11 protein-coding genes and 1 pseudogene are annotated in these 13,068 nt (G+C 62.3%); 8 read left to right on the plus strand and 4 right to left on the minus strand.

The window, feature by feature from the left end; translation table 11 throughout:
- The first annotated feature begins 102 nt into the window (after positions 1–102).
- From VL973_RS02370 to VL973_RS02395, 6 genes and pseudogenes are all read left to right on the plus strand, one after another.
- Positions 103–981, plus strand: a complete 879-nt coding sequence (locus tag VL973_RS02370) for a glycosyltransferase family 2 protein (protein WP_325282431.1) — start codon at positions 103–105, stop codon at positions 979–981.
- Between the two features lie 154 nt (positions 982–1,135).
- Complete coding sequence (locus VL973_RS02375) at positions 1,136–1,339, plus strand: hypothetical protein (protein ID WP_325282432.1); 204 nt, start codon at positions 1,136–1,138, stop codon at positions 1,337–1,339.
- 143 nt (positions 1,340–1,482) lie between these two features.
- Positions 1,483–1,810 (plus strand): annotated as a pseudogene (locus VL973_RS02380) (integrase core domain-containing protein); the annotation flags it as partial.
- 275 nt (positions 1,811–2,085) lie between these two features.
- Entirely contained in the window at positions 2,086–3,063 is a 978-nt protein-coding gene (locus VL973_RS02385) for an NAD-dependent epimerase/dehydratase family protein (protein ID WP_325282433.1), read from the plus strand.
- A 1-nt stretch (position 3,064) separates the two neighbouring features.
- Entirely contained in the window at positions 3,065–4,129 is a 1,065-nt protein-coding gene (locus VL973_RS02390; protein ID WP_325282434.1) for a glycosyltransferase family 4 protein, read from the plus strand.
- Entirely contained in the window at positions 4,126–5,256 is a 1,131-nt protein-coding gene (locus tag VL973_RS02395; RefSeq protein WP_325282435.1) for a GumK N-terminal domain-containing glycosyltransferase, read from the plus strand. The genes VL973_RS02390 and VL973_RS02395 overlap by 4 nt, the downstream gene beginning before the upstream one ends.
- 163 nt (positions 5,257–5,419) lie before the next feature.
- Here VL973_RS02395 and VL973_RS02400 read toward each other — a convergent pair whose 3' ends face one another.
- The 4 genes from VL973_RS02400 to VL973_RS02415 all read right to left on the minus strand — a co-directional run bounded on the left by VL973_RS02400 (position 5,420) and on the right by VL973_RS02415 (position 9,986).
- Positions 5,420–6,898: a lipopolysaccharide biosynthesis protein gene (locus tag VL973_RS02400; protein ID WP_325282436.1), complete on the minus strand. Its 1,479-nt coding sequence runs from the start codon at positions 6,896–6,898 to the stop codon at positions 5,420–5,422.
- 132 nt (positions 6,899–7,030) lie between these two features.
- Positions 7,031–7,807, minus strand: a complete 777-nt coding sequence (locus VL973_RS02405; RefSeq protein WP_325282437.1) for a polysaccharide biosynthesis/export family protein — start codon at positions 7,805–7,807, stop codon at positions 7,031–7,033.
- Positions 7,808–7,825: 18 nt separating this feature from the next.
- A complete protein-coding gene (locus VL973_RS02410) occupies positions 7,826–8,989 on the minus strand; it encodes an outer membrane beta-barrel protein (RefSeq protein ID WP_325282438.1) in 1,164 nt (387 codons plus the stop codon).
- A gap of 106 nt (positions 8,990–9,095) precedes the next feature.
- Entirely contained in the window at positions 9,096–9,986 is an 891-nt protein-coding gene (locus VL973_RS02415; RefSeq protein WP_325282439.1) for a glycosyltransferase family 2 protein, read from the minus strand.
- A gap of 655 nt (positions 9,987–10,641) precedes the next feature.
- Here VL973_RS02415 and VL973_RS02420 point away from each other — a divergent pair.
- Positions 10,642–11,811, plus strand: a complete 1,170-nt coding sequence (locus VL973_RS02420) for an ATP-binding protein (protein ID WP_325282440.1) — start codon at positions 10,642–10,644, stop codon at positions 11,809–11,811.
- A partial coding sequence (locus tag VL973_RS02425) for a GNVR domain-containing protein (protein WP_325282441.1) occupies positions 11,808–13,068 on the plus strand: 1,261 nt, incomplete at its 3' end. The genes VL973_RS02420 and VL973_RS02425, both read left to right, overlap by 4 nt.

The raw sequence follows: 13,068 nt of genomic DNA on the forward strand, positions 1-13,068 counted from the left end.
TGGCTGCCCCTTTTCATGACGGGGTAGCATTGTCGATGGTCGCCAATTCGGGCGGGGTTTGTTATGGGCGGCGCATCGATCTTCAAAAGGGACACCGGACCATTGCAGCCTGAACACAAGCTGGTCACGGTCATCGTGCCGGTCTGGAACAATCCCGATCAACTCGAGCGCTGCATCGCGGCGCTTCAGGTGCAGGACTATCCCACCGACCGGTTCGAGATCGTCGTCATCGATAACGGATCGACCGACGACACGATGGCCCGTGCGCAGGCGACCGGTGTCCGGGTGCTTCAGCAGACCAAGCCGGGTTCCTATGCCGCGCGCAATCTGGGCATTGCCCAGACCAGCAGCGACTATCTGGCCTTCACCGATTCCGATTGCATCCCCGATCCGCAATGGCTGTCGACAGCGATGGCCCGTGCCGTGGCGGAACCCAATCTGGGCGTGGTCGCAGGACGCATCGTCCTGTTCAACGAAAGCGGCGGCGAAGCGCGGCGGTGGGCCGAATGCTATGAGGCGATGGTCGCATTTCCCCAGCATCAGGCGGCGCTGGGTACCTGTGCCACGGCAAACTGGTTGAGCCCGCGTGCGGCCATCGTCGAAGCGGGCGGTTTCGACGAAACGGTGAAGTCGGGCGGCGATCACCACATGGGCATGAAGGTCCGGTCGTCGGGACGCGCCATGCTGTACGAGCCGGGCATGGTCGTGCGGCATCCGACGCGCGCGACCTTTGCCGCGCTGCTGGAAAAGCGGCGGCGGCTGACCGGTGGACATTGGGACCGCACCCAGGGGCGGATGCGCTTGATCCGGGCGCTGGCCAAGAACAGCCTGGAAACCGGTCGCCGGGGCAAGAAGGTGTTGCTGGCGAACGACGCGCCGATCGCTACCAAATTAAAGGCAGAAGCGGTGCTGGTGGCGCTTGGCCTGGCCGATATCGGCGAATATGTCCGGTTGAGCCTGGGCGGACGGACGGTCCGGTGAACACCGTTCGTTCCATGACCCGCACCATGTGGCCTAGAATTATAATTGACGTGGATGACAACAAAGCGGTCGCACAATCGCTGGTAGCGGCGGTCCCGGTCATCGCGTTACCTGCAACGTCATTTTCGCGTTCACGACCCCGCATGGCGTGCCGATGAGCAACTCGAGCGTGGTTGCTATCAAACTAGCGATCATCTTCGTTGCGCTTGGTCTGTGGATATATTCCGCGATCCGGCGCAGTAAAATATTGCCGCTTTTATACCTGATTGTCGGCCGTGACCTACTGACCATTCTGGAACGCTTTCAGCTGGAAAATTCCATTTATGGTGGAGGGCCAGGGAAGTGGAGTGAGCGATGAAGAGGTAGACGTTTTTGGAGGCGCAAATCGCCTTCGTGTTGAAACAGGCCGAGAATGGCACGAGCGTGGGCGAGGTGTGCCGGCAGTCCGGGATCAGCGAGGCGACGTTCTACGCATGGCGCAAGAAGTATGCGGGGCTGTGCCATCCGGCGTCGATCCGCGTTGACCAAGGCAGCGAGTTCATCTCGCGCGACCTGGATCTGTGGGCGTACACCGGCGGCGTCACGCTCGACTTCAGCCGACCCGGCAAGCCAACGGACAACGCGTTCATCGAGTCCTTTAACGCCAAATTCCGGGCGGAGTGCCAGAATTAGCACTGGTTCATGAGCCTCGACGACGCGGTGCGAAAAGGCTTGGCGCAGAGACTATAACGAGGTGAGACCGCATAGCGCCATCGGCAACACGACGCCGATATCGCTAGTGAAACGGTCAGCGGCGCATGGCCCGCCGCTGCCGGCAGATGCTGGATGACCGCCAGCCAAGTGGTCCAAGAATGGGTAGCAGCTCAAAAGACGGGGGTCATGTCAGCGGGGATCGCGATGTAAGGGGGACAACGTCCACTCGGTATTCTTCTCATTATCAACTATAGCCAACGACAGACAGCCCAGTTGTTGCCTGTGATGGTTAAAGTAGCTCTTTGCGTCTTGTGCAATGCAACATACGAGGCTAATTCCCGGAGCGAGCGGGTTTGTGGCCTTTGAAGATGGCCTACCCCGCAACCGCTGGCCAGATCAGGAGCATTCCTAATGACGTCGAGCTTCCCATTCCGCACCGTCCTTGTCACCGGGGGTGCAGGCTTTATCGGTTCGCGCGTGGTTCCGCGCTTGCAGGCCAAGGGTGCCCGCGTCATCGTCGTTGATAATGGTTATGTCGGCATGCCCCTGCCGGAGGCGTCGGACGGCGTTGTACCGGTCGATGTCGATATTCGCGATCAGGCTGCGATCGCCGCGGTTCTTGCCGAGCACAAGCCCGACGCGATCCTGCATCTGGCAGCGGTACATCACATCCCGACTTGCGAACAAAAGCCGCATCTGGCGTTCGATGTGAACGTGTTGGGGACACAGTCCTTGCTCGACGGCGCAGCCGCTGCAGGCGTGGCGAACATCGTGTTCGCGTCATCGGGCGCAGTCTATCGCTGGGACGAAGGATCGCTTGACGAAGAGCAGACCCAGACTGGCGCCACCGATGTGTATTCGATCACCAAGCTCAGCAATGAATATCAGATCGCGGGCTGGGCCGGACGCACCGGCGCACGTGCGCACATCGCCCGGCTGTTCAACACCATTGGAACCGGAGATCCCAACGGTCACCTGATCCCCGACATCCTGACACAGATCGGCACCGGCGAGGCTCAGCCGGTCGTCAAGCTTGGCAACACCAAGCCCAAGCGCGACTATATCTATGTCGACGACGTTGCCGACGGTTTCGTCGCGCTGCTGGAGGGATTGCCCGAAGGCAAGGACGTCGAATATTTCAACCTGTGCACCGGTAACGAACTGACCGTTGCCGAGCTGGTTGGTTTGATGGGCGAACTGATGGGCGTCGACGTCCAGATCGAAAGCGACCCGTCGCGGTTCCGCAAAATCGATCGATTGCAGCAATTGGGCGATCCAACGAAGCTCATCTCCCGCCGCAACTGGAAGTCGCAGTGGAATGCCCGCCGTGCATTGGCCAAAATTATGGGCGACCTGGGCTACAAGGTCGTCGGGTCGGAAGCGGTCTGACATGCGCGTTCTTCAAATTCATAAGGATTTTCAACCCTTGCTGGGGGGCGGGGGAACCGCGCGTCATATTCACGGCCTTGCCCGCGCCCTGTCGGCGCAAGGGTGCGACGTGCGTGTGATTGCCCCCGACGCAGAAGATATTCGCACACCATATGTTGCCGAACGGGCCACGGTAGCGGACTTTGGTCCGCATCTTGACTGGGCTGACGTAGTGCACGTTCATGGCGCTCGTTCCAGCTATGCGGTGCGTGGCGCCCGAGGCGCGCGGCGTCGCGGCAAGCCGTTCTTCTACACGCCCCATGCTTTCTACACGCCGCACAACGCCTTCAACGCGGTGGCCAAAGCGGTGTGGGATCGTACAGCCGAGAAGTTTCTGCTGGAAAAGGGTGCGCAAACGATATTGCTGACCGATGCCTGGTTCGACTGGCTCAAGGATCGGGGTATTTCCGCTGCCCGAACGTCGATCATTCCCAACTGCATCATCGGTGCCGACCTGATCATCGATGCCCCGCCCGCACCCCTGGCGGGCAAGCCGGCCATCCTGTCGGTCGGGCGGTTCGACAAGGTAAAGCGGATCGACGACGTGATCCGGGCGCTGGCCGAGCCTGCGCTCGCCCACGGGCACCTTCACCTTGTTGGAAAAGGTGTCGAGCGCGAGGCATTGGAAGCGCTGGCCAAGGAGAAGGGTGTAGCCGACCGGGTTACTTTCCACGGCTTCGTCGATGATGCGGGTGTCGCCAGCATGATGACGGGCGCGCACGCCTTTGTTCTGGCTTCGGAACAGGAAGGTCTGCCGACGGTGCTGCTGGAAGCGCTGATGGCCGGGTTGCCGGTGGTCTGTTCGCGTATTCCCGGGAATCTGGCGATCATGGGCGTGGCGGGAATCGATACGACTTATGATGTTGGTGATGTGTCGGCGCTTGCCCGTCTGTTGGCCGCTTCGCCCGATGCAAGTGTATCGACGAATGCTGTCGAAAAATTGCGGCAGGCATTCACCTGGGAATCGCGCGCCAACGAGATCCGGGCGCTGTACCAGGCTTCGCTCGACCGGAAGCAGGTCGGATGACCGCCGCCCGCCGGAATATCGTCTTCCTGTCGGCCTTCCATGATTACCGGACGGCCAAGCGTGCGAGCATCCAGCAGGTCGCCGATGGTCTGGTACTGGCGGGACATCAGGTTTCGTTCGTCTCGACCCGGTTCAGCCATCTGTCAAAGCGCACCGGGGATTCGCGCCTGTTCCTGTGGGATCGGGCGAACAAGGTCGAAACGGTAAATGGGATCCGCTGCTATCTGTGGCGGACGGCGGCGCATCCCTTTCAGGCGCGCAACGCCGCGATCAATACGTTGATGTCGCGGCTTTATCCGTTTTATGCCGCGTTGCCGGACCGGCAGTTCGATGCGTTCCTGCGCGATGCAGATTATGTCATCATCGAATCAAGCGTCGCTGCCATCTTCATGCGCCGCATCAAGCGGCTGAACCCGGCAGCCAAGATCGTGTATTATGCGACCGATCGGCTCGATACGGTCGGGGCGCATCCTTTCATCCGCGAGCGGCTCGAACAAGATGTGGCGTTGATCCACCATGTTTCGCTTCGATCGCCAAAGATGGCCAGTGATTTCGGATGGGCGGCCGGCAAGCTGTATCGCGCCGAATTCGGTATCGAACCGAATGATTTTGCCAATGTCGGGCCAAGCCCGTACGCGCCGGGCGTGCAGACCGCGGTTTCGGTTGGATCGATGCTGTTCGATCCCACCTTCTTCCAGTTGGCGGCGCCCCGGTTTCCGGATGTTCAGTTCCACATCATCGGCTGCGGAGCCAGCTTCGATGCTCCGTCCAACGTCATCGTCCATCCGGAGATGAAGTTCGTCGACACCCTCCCCTACGTCAAACATGCTACGGTCGGGATCGCGCCGTATCATCCGGCACCGGGGGTGGAGTATCTGGCAGATTCCAGCCTGAAAATGGCCCAGTACGAATATTTCGCCTTGCCTTCGGTATGCCCGAATTTTGCAGTGGGGGATGTACGGAGCCGTTTCGGCTACCGTCCGGGCGATGAGAAGTCGATCGTTGCCGCGATGGGACAGGCTCTGGCTGCGAAGGGAAAGATTGTGCCGCGTACATTCCTGACGTGGGAACAGGTTGCCGATCGTGTTCTCTCGCCTGAAGCCTATCCGGATATCTTCATCGGTTGATACCGTCTGGCAGATTCCGGTTGTTGCCCTTTGATCCAATTACACGACCGGCGAAGCCACCGCGATCTTCAGCGACGGCGAAACAGTGCTTCGGCCGCAGTCGTTCGCTTACCAACTGCGGTACCGGAAGTATCCGGGACCGCTGATGGCACGGACGACAGGGTCATCGGGGGGCCTTTCGCCTGAAACGTTTCGTCAACCGCCCGGCATCGCCGAGCAGTTCGATCATGAAATCCCCCAGCATCCAGCGCGGCCGCAACAGGATCAGGATCACGCCCAGTGTCGCCACCGCCGATCCGGCCGCGACCAGGATCGCGATTGGCGGCAACGCTGCGGCGCGCATTCCAAGAACGACCGGTGCCGCCACCAGCGTGCAGGCAAGCGCCAGTAGCGCGCCATGCGCGTGCACCCGGGCGAAATCGCCAAATCCGACGCCGGCCAGACGACAGGCGTTATAGTTCACGATCAGGTAGAAGGCCGCCACCGCCACGCTGACCGCCCCCGCCACCGCAACGATGCCGTACGGATATGCGAGCAGGCAGCCGCCGATCACCATGCCGGCATATACGATCTGGTTGGTGATCATCGCCCCGGTCGCCGCCTTTGCCCGTTGCAACGATCCGCTGATCTTGGTGCCCAAGCGAAGATAGGTGACCGAGCACAGCACCGCGAACGGGACGATCACCGCGACCCAGCGCGGGCCAAGGATCAGCAGGATCACTTCGGGTGCCAGCAGCGCAAGAAGCGCCGATATCGGCAGACCGAAAATCGCGGTCAGCTCCAGCCCGCGCAGGAATGCCGACCGCAGCCGGGCCGGATCGTCCTGTACCTTGGCCATTGCCGGAAATACGATCCGTTCGGCGATCCGGCTGTACAGGTCGGCGGGCACGTTCATCAGGTTGTAGGCGCGCGAGTATAATCCCAGCGCGGCGGCATCCATGGTTCGCCCGACGATCGCGTTGTCCGCGCGCAACGCAAAGAAGTTGATGACCTTCGACAGCGAAAAGCCCGCCCCCCGCCGCATCAGCCGGGCAGCGCCGGCGCGCGTGAGCAGCGGCCGCATCGGTGGCCGCACCAGCAGAACCAACCACAGCGCCTTAACCGTGGTTTCGGCCAGCGTCGCCACGACCAGCGCCCAATAGCCCCAGCCTGCCCAAGCCAGTGCGATGCCGATCACGCCGGTGCCGATTACCCGCGCCATCAGCTGGGCGATCATCACGCGCCGCACTTCTAGGTCGCGGACCAGCACATTTTCCGACACGATGCCGAACGACTGGATGATGAACACCAGCGCGAGCACCCGGATGACGGGTTCGACACCGGCAATGCCCATGAAGTCGCCGGCGAACGGCGCCAGCAGCTGCGCGAGCAGGAAATAGCCGATGCCGTTCAGGAACACGATCGTGCCGCCGATGCGCAGGTCGGTACGTGTCAGGTTCGGGATCTGGACGATCGTCGCGCCGATGCCGACTTCGACCAGCAGCGAAGCCAGCTGGATAAAGATCGATGCACCGGCAATGACGCCGAAATCATCGGGAAACAGGATGCGGGCAAGGACAGCGATGAAGCCGACCTCGACGACCTTGGAAGACAGTTGCAGGACCGTCATCCAGCCCGCGCCCACCGCAAGCTTACGCTTCATCGAACCTTCGACAGGACGACCCACGGTTTCGTTATCGACGCGATTTTCATCCGTCATGCGCAAACCCCGGTCGACACAGAAAAGTCCCCGGGCGCGGCCAGCGCCGCGCCCGGATGGCGATATGCGGGAAGATCAGAAAATACGCTCGCGAACGAACAGGACGTCGTTCGGCTGAACCAGTGCCGCCAGGTCGGCATCGCTTTCCTGGCCGGCACGATACAAAGTGATCTTGCGCTCCGAACCGGCCAGGGTTGGTCCGCCGGCACGAGCAAGCGCCTGACGGATCGTCATCTGGGGCACGATACCGAAGGTTCCGGCGTTGCCGACCTGGCCGTAGATGTAATATTGCGGCGCGGACGTCGCGAACAACGCATCGCCGGGCAACAACACGATGTCACGCGCTTCGTTCCGGGCAATCGCGGTAAGGTTGTAGCGTTCCACAGTGCCGTTTGCACGTCGCAGGACCACGGTATCCGAAGCGCCCTGCTTCAATCCGCCGACGCGCGCCACGATCTCGGTCAGGGTCAACGGCCGGTCGAGCGGGACGAGACGGGGATTGGCGAATTCGCCAAGCATCGTGACAGTGCGGCTCGCATATTCAAGGATCTCGACGTTGACGATCGGATTGGTCATCAGCCCGCCGCGCTTGAGCTGTGTCTCGATCGCAGTCGCCAGTGCCTGTGTCGTCTGGTCGGCGGCACGCACGCTGCCAACCAGCGGCAGCGTGATCGAACCGTCGGATTTAATCCGGGTCTTGACGACAGCGCCGCCCTGACCGTGAATCTGCACTTCAATCTGGTCCTCGGCGCCTAGCTGATACCCCTGCCAGTTCGACTGGGCAGCCGCACCGGGTACGCCGGCCACCGGTGTCAGCAGCAGAGCGATCCCTGCCAATGCGAATGCCTTCATCGTCCCGTCTCCGTTCGCTTAAAAGCTCATTGCCGCCGTCAACGTGGCCGCGAGGCTGTTGTAATCATAGAAATCATTCTCTGCGTCACGCTGTCGATAGCGGGTCGACAGGTCGAGGTTGATCGGTCGGGCCAGGCGATAGCCGATGCTGGCGCTGGCATCCAACTGTCGATCCCGGCCGCGCGGCCCGAACTGGAACACCCGGTCTTCGCCGGCGAAGTCGCGCCTCGACAACTGAACCCCGGCGCTTGCCGATGTCCGTGCGCTCAACTTCACGCTCGAGCGTAGTTCAACGTTGTCCGATACATAATAGCTGGTGCCCAGATTGCCGCGCCCGCTGACCTGACGGCCAAAGCCAAGGGTCAGGTTTATCGGCGGCGTTGGCTGATAGGTCAGGCTGCCTTGATAGGTCAGGCCGGAGAAGCTGGGTACGTCCACCATCCTGGGATTGACATTGGTATAGCCGACCTGAAGCGCGGTTTCGAAGCGGGTGCCGACATCGCGGCTGAAACGCAGCGCGACCGTCCGCACATCAGTTTCGTCCTGCAACAGGCCAGCAGGCGTAGGGTCGCGGCGCGCGCGCTGGATGCGGGCGATCTGGCCGAACAGTTCGAAATCGCCGATGCTGGGCCGGGCATAGGCAATTCCGAACCGCGCATCGACGATGGACTGGTCACGTTCACGGCGGATTTCGGAATTATCGACCCTATAGTAGCCTGCACCTACTGTCGGATAGAAACCGGCAGGACGGGGGCACGAGGCCGTGATGTTATAATCCTGGATCGTAGCTGCATTGGTCACGACCTGACCCAGGTCTTCCAGATCGGACTGGGCGCGCAGCACGGACAGGGTTGGGGTGATGCGGCATCGCGGCCCAAACCGCAGATCGAGACCGCTGTTCAGCGCCAGATCCTCCCGGTTCAGGAAACGGAACCTGCTGTTGAAATTATAGCCGGCATAGCCGGTGGCATAGGCGCGCTGGCGGCCAAAGCGCCGCTCGAAATCAACAGCGACGCGCGGCGACATCGACACATTGTCGGTCGGACTATCGGTGCGCAAGTCGCCTAGGCGCAGGATGTTGCTGTCATAGGTTTCGACGAGTTGCGCGGACAACTGAAACCGATTCTCCTGTGCATATGCCGTGCCCGCCATCGCCATCTGGCCGACAACCACTCCGACCATCAAGCCACGAATCATGTAACAGGTCCCCCGGATACGCCGCATCGTCAGCCAACGGCAACTACGCGAACGTCGCTGATTATTTCATACCGCGCCAAGCGTCAAAGCTTCATGACCGGGTGGATTCGCCGCCGAATTGCAGCGCGAGCCGGTAACGGGCCAGCGCCAGCCTGGTGCGATAGGCGAACAGCATCGCCGACGCCTTGGCCACGGGGGGCGCGGTGGCCGAATCAAGGGCCGCAATGTCAAGAAATGCGCGACGCGGCGGCACCAACTGGCGGGCGCAAAAGCTCAGGCAATCGGTCCAGCCCGGCTTGCGATCCCGCTCGCCGCCCGCGACCCGGCGCACCCGCTTGAGCACGTCGGACGGGCTGGAGCGGGTCGGATGGCCAACCCGCGCCGACCCGACATACCGGCCGGGTCCGGCCTTTGCCCATGCGCGGTTGCCCCATTCGCGGTCGCCGCCCGACTTCATCGTGGTGGCGAACGGCCCGACCGCACGCATCGTGTCCGCGGTCGTCAGCATGTTGGCCGTCATCGCGAAATGCACCTGCTCGACGAAGCGATGCTGCGGGAACCCGGACGCCAGATCGAACAGTTCGGCGGCACTGAGCCCCGTTGGCCGAGTCGTGACCAGGTCGATCGCGCCGCCAACGAAACTGGGTGGATTGTCGCCCAGCAGCGGCGCCACGCCCTCCTTCAGCCAATCGGCATCGGGCAGACAGTCGGAATCGGTAAAGGCAAGGATGCGTCCGCGTGCCGCGGCAATGCCGGTATTGCGTGCCGCGTAGGACCCCGGCGTGGCTTCGTACAGCCAGCGGATCATCGGATAGCGCGATTTCAGTGCCGTCATGTCCTGTGTCGATGCATTGTCGACGACGATGATTTCGGCGTCCGACAGGATCGACTGCGCGAGCAGCAGGTCCAGGCACAGCGCCAGTCGCGGACCGTCATCATAGGTGGGTACGATGACGGAGATAAGCGGTGCTGTTTCAGTCATGGTTCGGGCTGTATCCGTTTCCACTTGGCGCTTCCCGTTCTGGATCGATCCTCCAGTGCGGTCGGTTCCATTGAAGGGTTCCAGCCTCCTATGCTGCACTGCAACCGGCTTGACCAGACCGACCCGGAAGGCCATGCCACGACGACGATCCTTGTGGAACCGGAGGCGAGATGAACAAGGGCAATGTAGTCTTTATCTTCACCTCCAAACCAGCCTCAATCTTGCTTCGTTTGAACATGCCGTCGCGGCGCTGGCCGCTGCGGGTACGGTTCAGTCGCGCTCCTTTCCCCGCTGGGAAGAGATTGGCGAACGGCTGCTGCATCCGGAACACTATCCGGACACTAAGTCGCCCGACGAGGCCGCAGGACTTGTCCGCCCAGCGGTTAACCCATAGGCAAAGATCGCATGCTATTCACGCCGTTCCACCACTGTCCGTCAGGGAAAGGCAGTCCGGTTTCCATGCCTGTCGGAGATAATGATGCTGCGTGAATGGTTCGGCCATCTGCGAGGCTGGTTGACCGGTCAGCCACACCAGCTTTCCCTGCCCGATCCGTTGCGCCGTGCGTCGCAGACGGCCCGTGCCCCGGCGCGTCGCCCCTCCCGGGCGATGGCTTCGGTCGAGCCGGCACCGGTAGCTCCGGAGCGCGCCGTGCGGATGGCGGACCGTACGCGCACGCTGGCGATACGGCTGTTCGGCGCACATCAGCCCGTGGACAATCCACGTGATCTGTTCGGCCGCCAGCGTGAACTCGACACCCTGACCGGGGCGGTGATCGATTCCCACATGCACGCCGTGATCTATGGCCCGCGCGGCAGCGGCAAGACGTCGCTGGTCCGTGTGTTCGGCGATCTGGCCGATGCGCGGGGGGTGTCGGTCATCTATCTGTCCTGTGCCGGCGGCGGCGATTTCGGCGAACTGATGGTGCCCTATCTCGACGAGATTGGGCCGGCGGCTTTCGGAATGCGCGCCGACGACTTCGCCAATGCAATGGCATTGGTCCGCACGGCCCCGACCCCGCGATCGGTCGCCACGATGCTGGCGCGTATCGAACGGGATGATGTCGTCCTGATCCTGGATGAATTCGACCGGCTCGAGGACAAGGAAACCAAGGGGCAGATCGCCCTGCTGATCAAGCTGCTGTCGGACATGCGATCGCGCGCGCGCCTGATCTTCGTTGGTATTTCGGGCGATGTCGGTGACCTGATCGACGTGCACGCATCGGTACGACGCCACATTCTGGCAGTGGGGCTTGCCCCGATCGCCGATGCGGATGTCGAGCGCTTCATTCAGACGACAAGCCAGGCAATCGGCCTGCAGTTCGACGGCGACGCCCTGTCGATGCTGCGCTGGCTGGTGTGCGGTTCGCCCTATCACATGCGCCTGCTCAGCCTGCACAGTTGCCTGTGCGCGATCGAGCAGGACCACCGTTTCGCCGATACCGATACCGTGCTGGCCGGCGTCGTGCGCGCGCGCGCTATCTGGCGCGAGACGAACATGCGTGATGACGCTCTGTTTGCGACGCTGGTTCGCGAAAACCGCTTCCCGCTTTCCGCGATCGAGGCGTTTGCCCAGACTGCCGCGATGCGACTGGAGTTCACACCCGAAGATTTGGCCAGCGCGCTGGCAGCGACGGGCACCGATCCGGCAATCATGCCGCAACTGATCGAGGCTTTGTCGCCGGCATTGGGTCGGCTTGATGACAAGACAATGCGGTTGGCGTTCGAGGACGTACTGGCACCACAATTCCTGCTGACTTTCTGCGCGACGGAACGTTCAGCTACCAAGACCGGCCAGTCCCGGATCATCAGCGAGGAGGGACAATGAACGCCTGGGATTATGTCGAGGGGCTACGGGCTCGCTGGCGTCTGATCGCCCTGACGACGCTGGTCGTGCTGGCGATTGTCGGAGTATGGACCTGGACGTCGCCGCGGACCTATACCGCCGCCGCGACGCTGTTGTTCGATACCGAGCAAGCCGATCCGGTTGCGTCCAAATCTGGCGGTCAGACCAAGGCGGCGGCGCAGATCGGTACCCAGGCGGACATCATCCGCAGCGTCTATGTCGCACAGCGCGTGGCTCGCAATCTGCGTATGGACCGCAACCCCGAACTGGTCCGCCAGTATCAGGCATCGAACAGCTCACTCCCGATCCAGGAATGGATCGGCCGGCGCATCACCAAGCCGCTCGAAATCCTGCCAACCCGCAACACCAGCGTCCTGGCCGTCAATTACAAGAGCGAGGACCCGGCACTGGCGGCGCGTCTGGCGACCGCCTTTGCACAGGCCTATGTCCAGGTTCAGCTGCAGCTTCGCATCGATCCGGCGCGGGTATATTCGCAGTGGTTCGAAAGCCAGATCCGCGAGGCGCGCGCCCGACTGGAACGGGCACAGGCGCAACTGACCCGATTCCAGCAGGAACGCGGCCTGGTCGGCGCCGGTCGCTTCGACATCGAACAGGCACAGCTCAGTGCGCTCAGCCAGCAGCTGACCGTCGCCCAGGCCGATGCGGCGCAGTCGCGCGCCAAGGCGGGAAGCAATATCGGCAGTTCGTCCGACGCCCAGCAATCGCCGGTCGTCCAGGGTCTGGACAGCCAGATCGCCGGCAAGTCGGCGGCGTTGCAGCAGTTGCGCCAGTCGCTTGGCCCCAACCATCCGATGGTGGAATCGGCCAATGCCGAGATCGCCGAACTGCGTGCCAAGCGCGCGCAGGCAGTCGGTGTTGCGGTGTCCGCCGTACAGACCGCGAATGCCGCCGCGCAGGCGCGCGCCGGTGAACTCAGTGGGCTGGTCCAGGCCCAGCGCGAACGGCTTTTGCGGCTGTCGGGCGCGCAGGACCAGATGGCGGTGCTGCAACGCGACGTCGATACCGCGCGCAACGCGTATGACGCGGTCACCGCCCGTCTGAATGAAATGCGACTGCAAAGCGAGGTGCCGATGAGCAATGTCAGCCTGCTCGACCGTGCGGTCGCACCGACCCTGCCGTCCAGCCCGAATGTCGCGCTGCGGTTCCTGCTGGGACTGCTGGCGGGTCTGTTCGTCGGCATCGCCGCGGCATTCTTCCTTGAATGGCGCAATCCCAGGG

Source organism: Sphingomonas sp. (assembly GCF_035490575.1).
Taxonomy (GTDB): domain Bacteria; phylum Pseudomonadota; class Alphaproteobacteria; order Sphingomonadales; family Sphingomonadaceae; genus Sphingomonas.